The sequence below is a fragment of the Rheinheimera texasensis DSM 17496 genome, assembly GCF_000711985.1.
Lineage (GTDB): Bacteria > Pseudomonadota > Gammaproteobacteria > Enterobacterales > Alteromonadaceae > Pararheinheimera > Pararheinheimera texasensis.
The window spans coordinates 167,293-182,856 of record NZ_JONU01000007.1 but is presented as its reverse complement, the minus strand read 5'-3'; the positions used below and the strand labels follow the sequence as shown (position 1 = coordinate 182,856).

Annotated in this window: 15 protein-coding genes; 12 read left to right on the top strand and 3 right to left on the bottom strand. The window is 50.2% G+C overall.

From position 1 onward, the window contains the following. The first annotated feature begins 152 nt into the window (after positions 1 to 152). The 5 genes from rlmKL to rmf all read left to right on the top strand — a co-directional run bounded on the left by rlmKL (position 153) and on the right by rmf (position 6,639). Positions 153 to 2,273: a bifunctional 23S rRNA (guanine(2069)-N(7))-methyltransferase RlmK/23S rRNA (guanine(2445)-N(2))-methyltransferase RlmL gene (gene rlmKL / locus Q399_RS0100965; protein WP_031564517.1), complete on the top strand. Its 2,121-nt coding sequence runs from the start codon at positions 153 to 155 to the stop codon at positions 2,271 to 2,273. Then, the gene (locus tag Q399_RS0100960; protein WP_031564515.1) at positions 2,273 to 2,509 is read left to right on the top strand and encodes a glutaredoxin family protein; all 237 of its coding nucleotides are present in this window, start codon (positions 2,273 to 2,275) and stop codon (positions 2,507 to 2,509) included. The genes rlmKL and Q399_RS0100960 overlap by 1 nt, the downstream gene beginning before the upstream one ends. A 16-nt stretch (positions 2,510 to 2,525) precedes the next feature. After that, complete coding sequence (gene uup, locus Q399_RS0100955; protein WP_031564513.1) at positions 2,526 to 4,442, top strand: ATP-binding cassette ATPase Uup; 1,917 nt, start codon at positions 2,526 to 2,528, stop codon at positions 4,440 to 4,442. A 12-nt stretch (positions 4,443 to 4,454) separates the two neighbouring features. Beyond that, on the top strand, positions 4,455 to 6,161 hold the full coding sequence (locus Q399_RS0100950) for a DUF3466 family protein (protein WP_031564512.1): 1,707 nt from the start codon (positions 4,455 to 4,457) through the stop codon (positions 6,159 to 6,161). Between the two features lie 295 nt (positions 6,162 to 6,456). After that, complete coding sequence (gene rmf, locus Q399_RS0100940) at positions 6,457 to 6,639, top strand: ribosome modulation factor (RefSeq protein ID WP_031564511.1); 183 nt, start codon at positions 6,457 to 6,459, stop codon at positions 6,637 to 6,639. An 83-nt stretch (positions 6,640 to 6,722) separates the two neighbouring features. On the opposite strand, the gene fabA is transcribed toward rmf, so the two are convergent. Beyond that, the gene (gene fabA / locus Q399_RS0100935; protein WP_031564508.1) at positions 6,723 to 7,235 is read right to left on the bottom strand and encodes a 3-hydroxyacyl-[acyl-carrier-protein] dehydratase FabA; all 513 of its coding nucleotides are present in this window, start codon (positions 7,233 to 7,235) and stop codon (positions 6,723 to 6,725) included. A gap of 160 nt (positions 7,236 to 7,395) precedes the next feature. On the opposite strand from fabA, the gene Q399_RS0100930 reads away from it, so the two are divergent. Continuing rightward, positions 7,396 to 7,653: a hypothetical protein gene (locus tag Q399_RS0100930; protein WP_031564506.1), complete on the top strand. Its 258-nt coding sequence runs from the start codon at positions 7,396 to 7,398 to the stop codon at positions 7,651 to 7,653. Positions 7,654 to 7,725: 72 nt separating this feature from the next. Beyond that, the gene (locus Q399_RS0100925) at positions 7,726 to 8,580 is read left to right on the top strand and encodes a 6-carboxytetrahydropterin synthase (RefSeq protein WP_031564504.1); all 855 of its coding nucleotides are present in this window, start codon (positions 7,726 to 7,728) and stop codon (positions 8,578 to 8,580) included. A gap of 76 nt (positions 8,581 to 8,656) precedes the next feature. On the opposite strand, the gene Q399_RS0100920 is transcribed toward Q399_RS0100925, so the two are convergent. After that, a complete protein-coding gene (locus Q399_RS0100920; RefSeq protein WP_051685641.1) occupies positions 8,657 to 10,453 on the bottom strand; it encodes a M61 family metallopeptidase in 1,797 nt (598 codons plus the stop codon). A 66-nt stretch (positions 10,454 to 10,519) separates the two neighbouring features. On the opposite strand from Q399_RS0100920, the gene hinT reads away from it, so the two are divergent. The 4 genes from hinT to Q399_RS0100900 all read left to right on the top strand — a co-directional run bounded on the left by hinT (position 10,520) and on the right by Q399_RS0100900 (position 13,336). Further along, positions 10,520 to 10,870 carry a purine nucleoside phosphoramidase gene (gene hinT / locus Q399_RS0100915; RefSeq protein WP_031564500.1) on the top strand — a complete coding sequence of 117 codons (351 nt, stop codon included), beginning with the start codon at positions 10,520 to 10,522 and terminating at the stop codon, positions 10,868 to 10,870. Between the two features lie 65 nt (positions 10,871 to 10,935). After that, positions 10,936 to 11,334: an acyl-CoA thioesterase gene (locus Q399_RS0100910; RefSeq protein WP_031564499.1), complete on the top strand. Its 399-nt coding sequence runs from the start codon at positions 10,936 to 10,938 to the stop codon at positions 11,332 to 11,334. A 111-nt stretch (positions 11,335 to 11,445) separates the two neighbouring features. Beyond that, positions 11,446 to 12,525: a sensor histidine kinase gene (locus Q399_RS0100905; protein ID WP_031564497.1), complete on the top strand. Its 1,080-nt coding sequence runs from the start codon at positions 11,446 to 11,448 to the stop codon at positions 12,523 to 12,525. Continuing rightward, complete coding sequence (locus tag Q399_RS0100900) at positions 12,509 to 13,336, top strand: LytR/AlgR family response regulator transcription factor (protein WP_245612796.1); 828 nt, start codon at positions 12,509 to 12,511, stop codon at positions 13,334 to 13,336. The genes Q399_RS0100905 and Q399_RS0100900 overlap by 17 nt, the downstream gene beginning before the upstream one ends. 70 nt (positions 13,337 to 13,406) lie before the next feature. Here the strand turns inward: Q399_RS0100900 and Q399_RS0100895 are convergent, their stop codons facing one another. Beyond that, complete coding sequence (locus tag Q399_RS0100895; RefSeq protein ID WP_031564492.1) at positions 13,407 to 14,393, bottom strand: ATP-dependent 6-phosphofructokinase; 987 nt, start codon at positions 14,391 to 14,393, stop codon at positions 13,407 to 13,409. Positions 14,394 to 14,571: 178 nt separating this feature from the next. Here Q399_RS0100895 and Q399_RS0100890 point away from each other — a divergent pair, with 178 nt between their 5' ends. Further along, the gene (locus tag Q399_RS0100890; RefSeq protein ID WP_031564490.1) at positions 14,572 to 15,522 is read left to right on the top strand and encodes a DMT family transporter; all 951 of its coding nucleotides are present in this window, start codon (positions 14,572 to 14,574) and stop codon (positions 15,520 to 15,522) included. Positions 15,523 to 15,564: the final 42 nt, after the last annotated feature.

Below are 15,564 nucleotides of genomic sequence, written 5' to 3'. Positions count from 1 at the left end.
CGCACTGACTGCTGGTTTTATCAGCATCTTGTGTTTTAAATCATCGAATTACCTGTAATCAGATAAAGTACTGCCAGCAGAAACCAAATTCGGCAGCGGGCCGACAGCAACTTCTGATATACTTCGCGCAATTTTTTTGTGTGGAATTTTTTATGTTGCAATTCTGGGCGTTAACCTCCAAAGGCGTTGAAGAAGTCCTGGCCAGCGAATTGACCAGCCTCGGCGCCACCGTCAGTAAAGTCAGCCTTGGCGCTGTGCGGTTTGAGGCAACGTTAGAGCAGGGCTACCAAATCTGTTTATGGTCGCGCCTCGCCACCCGGATCATGCGCCAGCTCGATCAGCTCTCTATTAATGAACAATCTGATGTCTATACAGTCGCAAACGAGCTGGACTGGACATCGCAGATGGGCCTGCGCCAGAGCCTGGCTGTCGAATGTGTCGGCAAACATGCCACTATCGACAACAGTCAATTCGGCGCCATGCGGGTCAAAGATGCCATCGTCGACCAGTTCAGAGCAAAATTTGGCGAGCGGCCGGACGTTAGCCGGTTGGAACCGGACGTGCGTTTTCAGCTGCGCATGGAACGCCAGCATTTTTATTTCTTAAAAGATTTCTCCGGCCCGTCACTGCATCAGCGCGGTTACCGCAAAGAGCAGGGTGAAGCCCCGTTAAAAGAACAGTTAGCAGCGGCTATGCTCATCCGTTCCGGCTGGCAGTTTGAGCAGCCATTAGTCGACCCATTTTGTGGTAGCGGGACTTTATTAATTGAAGCTGTGTTGATGGCGCGGCAATTAGCGCCGGGCCTCAAGCGTTTAAAGTTTGCCTTCGAAAACGACAGCGATTTTGACGCCGCTTTATATCAGGAACTACGGGCCAAAGCGCTGGGGCAACGACGGGCTTTAGCAGCAACGGCTAAGTTCATCGGTTTTGATACAGACCCGCGCCAACTCGACAAAGCCCGCCAAAACGCCTCCCGCGCCGGTGTCGCTGAATTTATTGAATTTAAAGCCGGTGATGCCACCACTTTAGAAGCTGCCGGCACTGAAATCCCGGGTGTGGTGATTTGTAACCCACCTTATGGTGAGCGCCTTGGCGACATTCCGTCCTTGCTCCCGGTCTACAGTGAATTCTCAGTGCGCCTGAAGCAACATTATGCCAACTGGCGGCTGGCGATTATTACCAGCAATACGGATTTACTACGCTCGCTGAAGCTGTCAAAACTCAAATCCTATAAATTTGCCAACGGCCCGCTGGACTGTGAATTCAGCCTGTTTGACTTGACGGAAAAACAAGTTCAAATCACCAGCAAAACGCCGTCGATGTTTTTCACCGAAAGCGAATCTTTTGCCAACCGGCTGAAAAAGAACGTCAAACAGCTGGAAAAGTGGGCCAAACGTGAACAAGTCAGCTGCTACCGACTCTACGACGCGGACATTCCGGAATATAACGTCGCGGTCGACTGGTACGACGGCGAAGTGGTGATCCACGAATATGCCGCGCCTTCGAATGTTGACGAGCAAATTGCACAAAAACGCCTGTTTGATATTGTGAATCTTGTGCCGCAAGTATTGCAGGTGCCGACCGACGCCATAGTTCTAAAAGTGCGCGAAAAGCAAAAAGGTAAAGAGCAGTATCAGGCACTCGCCAAGGCCGGCCAATATAAAACGGTCAGCGAATACGGCGCCAAATTTTTGGTGAATTTGCGCGATTACCTCGATACCGGGCTGTTTTTAGACCACCGCCTGACCCGGCGCAGCATCCAGCAACAAGCCAGAGACAAAGCGGTACTGAATCTGTTTGCCTACACCGGTTCGGCTTCTGTGCACGCTGCTCTGGGCGGTGCGCGCAGCGTGACGACTGTCGATATGTCCAACACTTATCTGGACTGGGCGAAACGAAATTTTGCCGTGAATGATCTCGCTGGTAAGCAATACCAGTTTATCCAGGCCAACGTGCTGGAATGGCTGGCCGACTGCAAAAACCAGTTTGATTTGATTTTTGTCGACCCACCGACTTTTTCCAACTCAAAACGGATGGAAGATACCTGGGATGTGCAGCGTGACCACGTGAAGTTACTAACGATGATTAGTAAACTGGTGGCGCCCAACGGTAAAGTGATTTTCTCCAATAACAAACGCAAGTTTAAAATCGACCGCGCTGCACTTGAAGCGGCCGGCTGGTTGATTAAAGACATCAGTGCTGCGTCATTACCGGAAGATTTTAAGCGCAACCCACAAATTCACGTGTGTTTTGAGCTGACGCGGGGCGCCTGATGCTGACGCTTTACAGCACCTGGGGTTGCCATTTATGTGAGGAAGCAGAAGCCTTGCTGCATGCCGCCGGTCTTGAGTTCATCCTGGTCGACATTGTCGACGACACGGCGGCTTTTGCCTTGTACCGCACGGAGATCCCGGTGCTGCTGAAACAGCAGGGCGAAGTCACAACAGAATTAAAATGGCCCTTTGATGCGGCCGGTTTACAGAGATTTATTACACAGCCAGCGCTGTGAACAGGAAAGATTAAGCGTGGAATTACTCAGATTTCAACAAGCCTGTCTGGCTTTTGGCACTCATCCGGTGCTCGATCATGTCGACTTCAGTTTATTTGCCGGCGAAAGGGTTTGTTTAGTCGGCCGCAACGGCGCCGGGAAGTCGTCGCTGCTCAAAGTTTTAACCGGTCAGCAGGTGCTGGACGACGGTCAGGTTGTTAAAGAAAACAATGTGGTGCTGGCGCGGCTGGAACAAGATCCGCCGGCTCGGATTGACGTAACTATTGCTGATTTTATCCGCGAGGGTGCTGACGATCTCGCCGCTAAACTGCAGCGTTTTTATCAAATTTCCAACGAATATGACGCCGATAATGACGCGCAGCAACGTGAATTTGCCGCCTTACAAAGCGAACTGGACGCCCGCGATGGATGGCAGTTAGAAGCACGTGTTCTGCAGCTTTGCGAGCAGTTTGTGATGGCGCCTGATGCGACTTTGGCCAGCTTATCCGGCGGCTGGTTACGTAAAGCGGCGTTAGCCCGTGCACTGATTGCCAAACCAAACATATTGCTGCTGGACGAACCGACTAACCACTTAGATGTGGCAGCTATTCAATGGCTTGAGCAGTTTTTACTGCAATTTGCCGGCGCGATTATTTTTGTTTCGCACGACCGTGCTTTTATTCGCAATGTTGCAACCCGCATCATTGATTTAGATCGTGGCCAGTTAACTTCTCACCCGGGCAACTATGCCGAGTATCTGGAACGCAAAGCCAAGATGCTCGAGGTTGAACAGCAGCACAATGCGCTGTTTGATAAAAAACTGGCGGAAGAAGAAGTCTGGATCCGTCAGGGCATCAAAGCCCGTCGCACCCGTAATGAAGGCCGGGTACGTGCGTTAAAAGAGCTGCGCAAAGAGCGTGCAGCGCGGGTTGAACAACTCGGTAAAGTCGATTTTGCTATTGAACAGGCAGCAAAATCCGGCAAACTGGTGTTTGAAGGCAAAAAACTCAATTTGAGTTTTGACGGCAAAACACTGCTGCATGATTTTAACTTCCTGTTGATGCGCGGCGATCGCGTGGCGTTAGTCGGGCCAAATGGTGTCGGTAAAACCAGTTTAATCAAAGTGTTACTGGATGAATATCCGGTTGAAAGCGGCGAAATTAAACGTGGCACTAACCTGGAAGTAGCATATTTCGACCAGCACCGGATGGCTCTGGACTTAGACGCGACAGTGCAGGACAACGTCGCAGAAGGGCGGCAGGAAATTGTGCAAAATGGCCAAAGCCGCCATGTTCTCAGCTACTTGCAGGATTTCCTGTTTGCGCCGGCGCGGTCACGTACGCCAGTGCGGGCATTATCCGGCGGTGAAAAAAACCGGCTGCTTTTAGCCAAGTTATTCGCTAAACCCAGTAACCTGCTTATTCTCGACGAACCAACCAACGACCTTGACGTCGAAACGCTGGAACTGTTAGAAGACATCCTGCAGCAGTATCAGGGTACTGTTATTCTGGTCAGTCACGACCGTGAATTCGTCAATAACACAGTGACCAGTGCGTTGTGGTTCACCGGTACAGGCCGGATCGTTGAAATTGCCGGCGGTTATGACGATGTACTGGCCTACCAGCAGTTGCAGCAAACTAAGACGGAACTGAAAAAACCGTCTAATGAACAAATAATTACAAAACCAGCTGAGCAATCCGCCGCACAGGCTTCAGCTTCAGCACCGAAGAAGTTATCATACAAAGAGAAACGCGAACTGGAACTGTTGCCCGCCGAGATCGAAAGTCTTGATGAACAGCTCAGCGCCTTACAGACGCAGGTCAATGATCCGGAGTTTTTCCGCCAAAGTGCCGATGTCACCACAGCTCTATTGAACCAAATTCAGCAAGTCGAGTCGAAGCTGGCGCACGCATACGAGCGTTGGGAACAATTAGAAGCATTAAACCAGCAGTAGCAGGGGAATTGAATGAAATTTTCGCCGTTGTTTGTCGCCATGTTACCGGCCGTTGTGGCCTTTACGGGGCAGGCAGCCACTTATCAGGTCGTGGAACTTGGACCTATTGATGGTTACAAATCAAGTTTCGTCTCGGGTCTGAATAACAATAACCAGGTCGTCGGCAATTTAAGTAACAGATTTAATTATCCAATCGATCTGAACTCAGTAGATTTTACCAATAGCTTCATCGTTGCAAATTTAACAGCTGCTGAAATTGAAGAAGTTAAAAAGGGCAATATCAACGCCAAAGCGCTGACAGTCCTGATCAGTTATCTGCAATCAGCGAGCGCTGTTTATACCACACAACGTTTTGCTGCTACCTATCCGGTCCGCTTAGACACCAAACAACTGGTGCGGGTGCGGGAGACGGCCGCGGTTCAAACCAACAACGAATATTTGCTGGGTATTAACGATCTGAACCAGATGATTGGTTATGCAACGACACCCTTTACCCGTCAATCGTTCACACCTGCCGCAAATGCCACTACACCCAATCCGGTCACACAGCAATTATGGGTGCCGGCACCTATGCATATGGCCGGAGTGATTTTCACTGACAAAGGTAAATATACCTTACCGCCGGCTTACACTGATTACGGTGGCGGTTATAGCGTTGGCAGAGGTTTAAATAACACCGGCAAAGTCATCGGCTATGGCAGCAGCAACATGGCGGCAGACACCCAGACCGCTATCGCCAAAGCTTGTGATGGCACCCTGGAGCCAAAAGATCTGTGTTATTTCCGTAATGCAGTCGGCAACGCGTATGAGACCCGTGGTATGGTTTGGCAGCTTGATGCCGATGGCAAACCGGGGACACCGCAGTTGTTGGGTTTCCTCGGTGACAAAAATTCTGGTAAAGCCCATACCCGTACCGATTATCCTGCGGTTACCTACACCAGCACGCCGAATGACATCAATGACAGTGGCCTTGTTGTGGGCGCTTCAATGTATTCTGACAGCGATGATATTCGCTATTATCTGATCGATCAGTTCACCGGCCGAGACGAAGTTTATCACGCCTTCCACGCCACTATTTTTGATGGCACTGAGCTGAAGTCTTTTATTGATACAAAGGAATGGAGCAGCAGCTACGCGACTGGTATCAATAACAAAAATATTATTACCGGTTATGCCGTCAAAAATATCAACAGTGCAGATCGCAATCGTTTCTTTATCTACGACTACAACACGCAAAAGCTGACCTTTCCGGCCGACTTGTTTGCATCAGCTTCGACAGCACCTGAAGCCATCAATGATAACAATCTTGTTGTTGGTACCACAGAAGCAGCAACTGCCGGAAGTTCAATCCGGCGGAATGTCGGTTTCCTGTATGACTTAAGTGCCAACACCTTTAAAGATATCAACACGTTACTGAGCTGCAACTCTGCTTACACTATTGTGACAGCGACCGACATCAACGAGAAAAACGTCATTGTCGCAACCGCAATCAAAGAAGTGGAAAAGCGTGATGTCAAAGGCGAGCTGATGAAAGACAGCGCCGGTAATGTGTTAAAAGAAGAAGTTGCTGTTGCGGTGCAACTGAATCCAATTGCAAATGGCAGTATCGACAATTGTGATAGTAGCGCAGAGCAAACTTACGAACGCCAGGGCGCAAGTTTTGGTCTGTTCGGTTTACTCGCATTGCTGCCACTGGCGTTGCGTCGCCGCCGCCGTTAATTTCAATTCGTTGCTGAAAAACCCGCTTTGCGGGTTTTTTTGTTTCCGAATCTGCTATATCAGCTGCCAAGCGCTGTCAGTATTGTTGAGTTGCAGGGTATGCAAAAAAAATTTCAATTTTTTTGTCGTCAAATTGTAATGAAGTTCAGTTCCTTAGCGAAAGTCAATTAGTATCTCTGCTATTTTCGGTTGAACCTTTTGCCCCACAGGTCTATCTATTAACTGTGCGCCGGTGTTGCACCCCAGCAGCCGGTGCTTTCTGTGAAGAACACATAGAGTTGAGGAAGACTGCCGTATGAAAAGACAAAAACGTGATCGTTTAGAACGTGCTCATGCTCAAGGTTATCGTGCAGGTGTTACAGGCCGTTCAAAGGAGCTTTGTCCGTATCAGAGTATCGATGCGCGCTCGCAGTGGTTAGGGGGTTATCGCGAGGCGATGGAAGACCGCGGTGGTGGTCTGTTTAGTAAAGGGCAATAATGCCAGTCTGCTGAGACTGATGAATTAAGGAACAAACCCCGCAATCGCGGGGTTTGTCGTTACAGAGCCGGCACTAAATCAGCTTAGAAACTGGAAGTGTCCTGGAACAGGCCAACTTTTAATTCTTCCGCAGCATAGATATCACGGCCATCCACGCTGACCACACCATCGGCGATGCCCATAAATAATTTGCGTTTGATCACCCGTTTCATATCAATGGTATAAGTGACTTTTTTCGCGGTCGGCAGGATTTGACCAGTGAACTTTACTTCACCAACGCCCAGTGCCCGTCCTTTACCAGGACCACCACACCAGCCCAGGAAGAAGCCAACCAGCTGCCACATCGCATCGAGGCCGAGACACCCGGGCATCACCGGATCACCCTGGAAATGACAGGCGAAGAACCACAAATCCGGATGAATATCGAATTCAGCGATAATCTGGCCTTTGCCGTACTTACCACCTTCCTCAGAAATATGCAGCACACGGTCAATCATCAGCATATTATCAATCGGCAGCTGACTGTTGCCCGGACCAAATAATTCACCTTTACCACACGCGATTAATTCTTCTTTTGTAAAGCTATTCTGAGTCATGTATGTTAAATCCGTAAAAAATGCCGGCTCACTTTAGCGAACAGTTGTACGCTAAACAAGTCCGATTAGTCGATTTCCGCCAGTGGCTGAACATAATCCGGACTGACGACAGCCAGATGACAACAGCACCAACCGACGCTTCGACCGAGATTATCCAGCAATGCCCAAATCAGCCCAGCCAGCTCTGACCAACGCCGAAAAGCAACAAAGATACCGGGAAAAACAACGTCAATCCGGCAAAAAGGAACTGCGCGGCTATCTGACGCCGGAAGCCCTGAGCTGTTATCAGGAAATTGTCGGCAAAACAGATTGGAATGACAGCCAAATCCTCAGTAATGCCATCCGGTTGATGTACGCGGCGCATAAGCTTGGGCAAGTTGGCCTGCTGAACAGCTGGCTGAACGAACATCAGCGTTGATATCGATTCGGTTGTGACTGTCAGGGCGCGATGCCGTATAATGTCAGCCCGTTTTCTGCGTTGAGAAGCACCATGATTCTGTTTGTCCGTGATTTAACTGTGATCGATTTTTCTTACCTCTGCCCGCAGCGCGGTTTGTTGGGCGAGAGTTTTATCGTCGATGTCGAGTTACATGGCGGCCTTGATGCGACCTCAATGGTGCTGGATTTTGCTCACGTTAAAAAGCTCATTAAAAAAGCTATTGATAGTCTTGTTGATCATAAACTGGCATATCCGGCGTTACATTCAGCAATCAGCAGCCACAAGGCCGGCGAAACCGAAGTGTTATCACTGCAAAGTCAGCGTGGCCAGGTGCAGATCGCATCGCCTGCAGATGCTCATGTGGCCATTCCTGCAGACAAGGTTGATGAAACCAGCCTGACATTATTTTTGCAGCAGCAAATTAAACCACTGTTGCCGGACAATGTGCAGCAACTGCTGTTTGTATTGCGGCCGGAAAAAGCCAATGGCTTTTATTATCACTACAGCCACGGCCTGAAAAAACATGATGGTAACTGCCAGCGCATCGCACATGGCCACCGTTCAACTATCGAAATTTATCAGCACAATATGCTGAGCCCACGCCTGAACAAATATTGGACTGAACGCTGGACTGATATTTATCTCGGCACCGCAGAAGATCAGGTTCAGGCAGCAGAATGCCAATGGCTACAACCGCAGGACAACAGCCATTTTTTCCGCTATCAGGCACCGCAAGGCTGGTTTGAAATCGCTTTGCCGGTCAGTCACTGCGAAATCGTGCCGTGCGACACTACGGTCGAGTGTCTGGCTGAATATATTGCTAACACTTTGCAGGCACTGGAACCTGCGGCCTACAAAGTAGTTGCGTATGAGGGAGTAGGCAAAGGCGCTATCGCTTTTGCCTGAAGACCTCAAGCTCCTAAATAGCATCAGCCCGCGGTTATCGCGGGCTGATTGTTTCTGACCGGCGAGTTTCTCAACGTTATTCCGCGTTATTTAATGACCAGCTGACACCCGGCCAACTTGTGCGCTGCGACACTGCATTCAACACTGCCACCGTCGCCGGTACAACTTCCAGTTGCAGGTTGAGCTCTACTAAGCGTTGCTGGCGAAAGAGGTGGCAACTGATCACATCACCCGGTACAGCCCGCAACAACAGCTGCTTCAGGGTTGCTTCTGTTGCTTTTAACTGCGCGACAGCAATCAACAAATCGCCACTGCTAAAACCGGCCCGGTGCGCGGGCGTGTTATTACGCACCGCAGTGAGCAACAACCCATCGGTTTTCACTTCATAGTGAAAACCTGGTTCGAGCGACGCTAACGGCAGTTCTTTGTTACCACTGTGGTCCTGATGATGCTCTGGCTGACGCCAGCTCAACTCAAGTCCCAGTGCTAGTGCCGCCTCTGCCAGCGGCAATGCTGCTGGATACTGCACCCAATGTCGAACTTTTTCCACTAGCACTTCGGAGTGCGAATATTGCTGCAATAAATGGAAAAAAGTGTCGTCCTCACTACCGGTCTCGCCCTGACCATACTGCTGCCAACAAAGCTGCATCAGCCCGTCTAAGTTGAGGTTTAGTTGCTGCAGTTCGGCGTCCAGGCAAAACGCTAACAAGGCACCTTTTGCGTAATAGCTGACCACCGCATTAACGGCGTTTTCATCCTGGCGGTAAAAGCGGGTCCAGGCATTGAAGCTACTATCGGCCAGACTTTGCCGTTGATTTGCCGGCGCGCGTTGTAACCGACTGATGGTTTTGGCAAGGCCGGTCAAATACTGCTCCAGCGTCAGAATGCCGGTACGCAATAAACTCAAATCGTCGTAATAAGAGGTAAAGCCCTCATATAGCCATAGCTGCGTACTGTACTGTTCGGCTTGCAGCTGGTAGTCAAGATAAGGCGTGGGCCTGGCGCGTTTTACCCACCAGGTATGGAAATACTCGTGACTGCACAATGCGAGGAAATTCTGATAGTCCTCTGAATATTCAGCAGGCAGACGCGGATTGGGTAAATCAAAGCAGTTACACAGCAGTAAGGTTGAATTGCGATGTTCCAGACCGCCGTAGCCCTGATCAACCACCCAGGTTAAAAACCAATACTCGTCTAAATCAGCGGGCAGGGCACCAAACACCTGTTTTTGCACCTGACACAGCCGCTGTAAATCGGTGGCTATACGCTGCACGTCTGTCGCAACTGCACCGCATAACACCAGATGATGCGGCACCTTATCGATGACAAAACTGGCGACATCCAGCTTACCTGCCAGAACCGGACAATCAATTAACTGCGCATAATTAGGCGCGCGATAAAAACCAAATTGCAACGGCGCCGTGTCTTCTGCTCGCGGTAAGCCTGTCGCCAGTTGCCAGTGTTGCGGAGCCTGGCCGCGCCGGATCTCAACCAAATGCGGCAGATGCTGTTGCCCAACGACCTGCAGGCAGCTCGCCGCAGGATTTATAACGGCAATATCGGCACTGAGATAATTAGCGCGCACTGACAAATCAAAGGCATAAAGCCGATAACTTACTTTGACCTGTTGGCTCCGATGTTCAAGTAACCAGCTTTGTTTATCGGTCTGAACCAGCGGCAACGGCCCGGCCTGGTCATATGCCCGGATATCCAGCAGATGGCGGGCAAAGTCGCGGATCATATAAGAACCGGGGATCCAGGCCGGCAGAGTCAAAAGCACACCTGCTTTGTCATGCGGCATCAGTTCCACGCAAATATCGACATAGTGACCGGCTAAATCTGCCAGTTCCAGCTGGTAACGAACTTCATTCATCACATATACTTCCGGCTTGCTGTTTCGCCGGATTATAACGCCGGCGCTGCATAATAAGGAGTTGAAATGGCACAAGAAACGATTTTCAGTAAAATTATCCGCCGCGAAATCCCCGCTGACATTTTATATCAGGACGAACTGGTCACAGCTTTTCGCGATATCAATCCACGCGCCCCAACGCATATTCTGATTATCCCTAATGTATTAATCCCGACCGCGAATGATGTCGAAGCAGTGCACGAAGCTGCACTCGGCCGGCTCTTTACCGTCGCGCGCAAACTCGCTGCAGAGGCTGGTATTGCGGAGAATGGCTATCGGCTGATTGTAAACTGCAATCAACACGGTGGTCAGGAAGTGTTTCACCTACATATGCATTTAGTCGGTGGCAAAGCATTAGGCCCGATGCTGGCGCGCTGAAGCGTTTGTCGGATACGCCGTACATCAACTAGAATGCGCGGCTTTTCCATTAGGGAGTTCCCAATATGATGAACGAAGCACAAGTTGCAGTGCGCATTGAGCAAGCAGTCACCCGCGTCACTAAAACCGTATTTCCGGGCCGCACCAATCATCACAATACACTGTTTGGTGGTGAAGCTCTGGCCTGGATGGACGAGGCCGCCTTTATTGCCGCCACGCGTTTTTGTCGCAAGCCACTGGTCACTGTCAGCTCGGACCGTGTCGACTTCAAAGAATCCATCCCGGCCGGGACTATCATTGAACTGGTTGCCCGTATCGACCATGTCGGCCGTACCAGCATCCGTGTGAACGTCGATATATTTGTTGAAAATATGTACAGCGACGACCAGCACCGGGCTATTTCCGGGTCTTTCACTTTTGTCGCGCTTGGACCGGATCGCAAGCCAACTCCGGTACTGGGTTAAGATAAGGCCGACTATCGCTGCGACTAACAGAGACTGGCGCGGGATCAATGCCGATTCATCCGAAGGCAGCTTTGGTATAATCGGCCACCTCATTTAGATGGAAATCTGCGCTTGCTGCGAATTTTTGAAGACCGACACCGCCAGTTTTGGATTTTGCACAGCCTCGGATGGCTGGGTTTTGCGTTGGTTGCTTTTCTCGGTTCGCTCTTTCAGGAAATGCGCGATGCTTATCTGTTAGTCGTTGCGCTCGATGCCTACGCCGGCTGGCTGTTGACGATCCCGCTACGGTATTTCTACCAGCGCATCCGCAGCTGGCATCCGGCCGCGCTGATTGCCACAGTGTTGTTGGCTTCTTTGGTCACCGCGGCCTGCTGGTCGGTTATCAAGAACTTCAACTACTGGGAAATCTACCGGCATGGTTTTCGGCCAAAAGACTGGCTGCAATATCTGGAACAAACCCCGGTCGCTTTTTATGTGATGCTGAGCTGGAGCGGCTTATACTTTGGTGTGCGCTATTATCAAAGCCTACAGCAGGAAAAACAAAAGCTGCTGACTGCATCAAACAAAGCGCACGAAGCCCAGCTCAAGATGTTGCGCTATCAGCTCAATCCACATTTTTTATTTAATACGTTAAACGCCATTTCTACACTGGTGATGCTGGGCGAAGCCGACACTGCCAATAAAATGCTCAGCCGGCTCAGTGACTTTTTACGGTATTCCCTCTACAAAGACCCGATTAAAAAAGTCGCGCTGTCGCAGGAAATTCATGCCGCCGCTTTGTATCTTGAGATTGAAAAAGTCCGCTTTTCTGAACGCCTGACGATTGAATACGACATCGCTGACAACACCGAATCCGCGCTGGTACCCAGCCTGATTTTGCAGCCATTGGTAGAGAATGCGATTAAATATGCCGTCGCCAGGCAGGCAAATGGTGGTCTGATTGCGATTAAGGCACGTAAATTTGGTCATGATTTGCTTATAGAAGTTGCTGACAATGGCCCGGGCATGCCAATTGATGCCGGCCTGCCGAAGGAAAACAGCGGACTTGGGCTGGTGAATACCCGCGAGCGCCTGGCTGCATTGTATGACAAGAATTTCTCACTGGTGCTGACTCACAATCAGCCACAAGGTGTCAAAGTGAATATCCGGATCCCATTTGAGGTGGAAGAGACGAATGAAGAACATGCTTAAAGTTGTCGTAGTCGACGATGAACCGCTGGCACGAAAGGGCATGCTGATGCGGCTTGCTGCATTCAATGAGCTGGAAGTAGTGGCGCAGTGCAGCAATGGTGAAGAAGCCATTCACGCGGTACTGGAACACAAGCCAGATGTGTTATTTCTCGATGTTGAAATGCCGGTGTTAGATGGTTTTGCTGTGCTCAAACAATTACAGCAACAACTGAAACAGCTGCCTTATGTGATTTTTGTCACAGCATTTGATCATTATGCGCTGAGTGCATTTGATGTCAGCGCCGTCGATTATGTGTTAAAACCGGTGGAAACAGAAAGACTGCAGGCTGCTGTGGAAAAACTGCTGCGGGCTTATGAAGCCCGCGACGACCACAAGCATAAAGGCCAGCTCGCTGAAGTGGTGGCAAAGCTCACCGGTGAAGATACCGCGCAAATCTTAGGCCGTCTGGATAATGAACAACCGGTGATGAACGACAAGTTCCCGGACGCCATCAGCATCAAAGATTCCGGTGAAATCACCCGGGTGCTGGTCGCAAACATCGATTGGGTCGACGCGGCTGGCGACTATATGTGTATTCACACCAATGACGGTCAAACCCACATTTTGCGCCGCACCATGAAAGAGCTGGAGCAGGAACTGGACCCGCGTTTATTTGTGCGGGTGCATCGCTCGGCGATCGTCAATGTCGGCACTATCGCTAAATTGCAGATGCTGGCCAACGGCGAACATCAGTTGATGCTGACCAACGGCCAGTCGGTGAAAGTCAGCCGCAGTTATAAAGATCGGGTTAAAACTGTATTTGGCAGTTAAGCCGGCATTGCAGACAATAACGGCGTCTTTGAGACGCCGTTTTGTTTTTCAAGGCTCTTTGTCAACTGCTTTAATGCTGCTGTAAAATTCTGTCCTGCCAGGCTAATAAAAACGGGTCCGCTTTTTTGTGCTGGGCACCAGTGAGCCGAAGCGGAAACAACACCGCCTGACCGGCCTGTTCGCCAGCCATCATCATATGTGCATGGCCAGCCACCAGCTGTTCCACTGAATATGCGCCCAGTTTGGTTGCCAGAATACGGTCTGAACCGACCGGACTGCCGCCGCGTTGTAAGTGGCCAAGCACCACAGCGCGGCATTCAGTACCGCTTTGCACGGACAACTCCTGCGCCAGAGTCGCGGCGCCAGCAGGATACATGGTTTCTGCCAGCACAATAATGTAACTGCAAGCACCATGTTGTTGCTGATAACTGCGGATGTCGGCAGCGATGTCTGCGACATCAACAACTTCACCATACTCAGGGCAAATAATTTGCTCCGCACTGCCGGCAATACCAGCTGATAGCGCCAGATAACCGGTGTGGCGGCCCATCACTTCAACCAAAAAGGTCCGTTCAAAGGCATCGGCGGTGTCGCGAATTTTATCGATAGCTTCTAATGCCGTTTCCAGTGCTGTGGCAAAGCCGATGGTTAGATCAGTGCCATCCAAATCATTGTCGATGGTGCCAGGCAACCCAACCAACTGCCCGCGGTAATGTTGCGATAATGCTACACAGCCACGAAATGAACCGTCACCGCCAATCACCAGCAGTGCTTCAATGCAAAGCTCATGCAGAATTTCTGCGGCTTGCTGTGGGCCGCCGGGCTCCGGTAAACGTTTGCAGCGTGCGCTTTTAAGAATAGTGCCGCCAATGTGAGCTATCTGACGAACGTCTGCAGTAGTTAATATTTGGAAGTCACGCTGAAAAATGCCATTAAAACCGTGGCGAAAACCAATGACCTCAATGCCATACTGGCAGGCGGTCAACACTACAGCACGCAGCGCAGCGTTCATCCCGGGCGCATCACCACCCGAAGTCAGGACACCAATTTTTTTCATTTGTTTTACCCACAAGCGTTCATCTAACACCAGCATAAACCAGCGTAAATCATTTTTAGTTGATATAACGCAAACAGCAGACAATCCGCGACAAAATGCAGCGATAACTGCGGATAACAGGCGACAAATGTGGCAAAAACAACGACAATAGCGCGCTTTTTTTAACTAAGGGTAGGGTATGCATCAGGCGTCCGGCCGCAGTTTTTACGGCTTTATTCTGGCGTTAGTCACTGCAGTGCTTTGGGGTATGTTGCCCATTGCATTAAAACATTTATTGATGGATCTCAGCGCCAATACCATCACCTGGGTGCGGTTTTTAGTAGCGGCTTTGTTTGTGAGTCTGGTGCTTTGGCAAAAAAATGCGCTGCCAGCGGTGCGTGGTCTGAGTAAAAAAGCGCTAACGCTTTTAATCATCGCTATCGGCGGTTTGTTGTCTAATTACATCTTATACCTGATGGGCTTGCATTTATTAACGGCAGAAACAGCACAGGTGGTGATCCAGCTGGCGCCTTTTCTGATGATGATGGGCGGCATTTTTATCTTCCGCGAGCAGCTTTTACTGTGGCAAAAGATTGGTGCAACCTTGTTAGTGTCGGGATTATTACTGTTTTTTAATGAAAAACTGCTGATCTTGCTGACCCAGTTTAATCAGGACAGCCTCGGTGTGTTACTGGTGGTCATCGCCGCTGTGACCTGGGCTTGTTATGCGCTGGCACAAAAGCAGCTATTGATGACTTTTAACTCGCAGCAAATCATGTGGTTTATTTATCTGGCCGGCGCAGTATGTTTCCTGCCGCTGATTGATTTGAACCCGGTGCTGCAGCTGACTGGCTTACAGTGGGGTTTGCTGGCGTTTTGTTGTCTCAACACCATCATCGCGTATGGCGCATTTGCCGAAGCGCTGGAACACTGGGAAGCGTCGAAGGTCAGCGCTGTGCTTGCTATTACGCCGCTGCTGACTATTTTGTTCGCCAATATCGTCAGCTGGTTGTTTCCGGATGCTGCGCCAGCGCAGGGACTGAATTTCTGGTCCGTGACTGGTGCATTGCTGGTGGTCGCCGGTTCCGCCATCACAGCGTTATCACCGTTGTTAAAACACCATCTGGCTGGGAAACGACAGGCTGGCTAATACCAGCTGTTGCGAGTTTGCAGCTTGTTTACTTGTAAGTCA

Bases quoted from the DNA above. Each gene is read 5' to 3' on its own strand.
- rlmKL (WP_031564517.1), top strand. From the start codon at position 153: ATGTTGCAATTCTGGGCGTTAACCTCCAAAGGCGTTGAAGAAGTCCTG.
- Q399_RS0100960 (WP_031564515.1), top strand. From the start codon at position 2,273: ATGCTGACGCTTTACAGCACCTGGGGTTGCCATTTATGTGAGGAAGCA.
- Q399_RS0100950 (WP_031564512.1), top strand. From the start codon at position 4,455: ATGAAATTTTCGCCGTTGTTTGTCGCCATGTTACCGGCCGTTGTGGCC.
- rmf (WP_031564511.1), top strand. From the start codon at position 6,457: ATGAAAAGACAAAAACGTGATCGTTTAGAACGTGCTCATGCTCAAGGT.
- fabA (WP_031564508.1), bottom strand. From the start codon at position 7,235: ATGACTCAGAATAGCTTTACAAAAGAAGAATTAATCGCGTGTGGTAAA.
- Q399_RS0100930 (WP_031564506.1), top strand. From the start codon at position 7,396: ATGCCCAAATCAGCCCAGCCAGCTCTGACCAACGCCGAAAAGCAACAA.
- Q399_RS0100925 (WP_031564504.1), top strand. From the start codon at position 7,726: ATGATTCTGTTTGTCCGTGATTTAACTGTGATCGATTTTTCTTACCTC.
- Q399_RS0100920 (WP_051685641.1), bottom strand. From the start codon at position 10,453: ATGAATGAAGTTCGTTACCAGCTGGAACTGGCAGATTTAGCCGGTCAC.
- hinT (WP_031564500.1), top strand. From the start codon at position 10,520: ATGGCACAAGAAACGATTTTCAGTAAAATTATCCGCCGCGAAATCCCC.
- Q399_RS0100910 (WP_031564499.1), top strand. From the start codon at position 10,936: ATGATGAACGAAGCACAAGTTGCAGTGCGCATTGAGCAAGCAGTCACC.
- Q399_RS0100900 (WP_245612796.1), top strand. From the start codon at position 12,509: ATGAAGAACATGCTTAAAGTTGTCGTAGTCGACGATGAACCGCTGGCA.
- Q399_RS0100895 (WP_031564492.1), bottom strand. From the start codon at position 14,393: ATGAAAAAAATTGGTGTCCTGACTTCGGGTGGTGATGCGCCCGGGATG.
- Q399_RS0100890 (WP_031564490.1), top strand. From the start codon at position 14,572: ATGCATCAGGCGTCCGGCCGCAGTTTTTACGGCTTTATTCTGGCGTTA.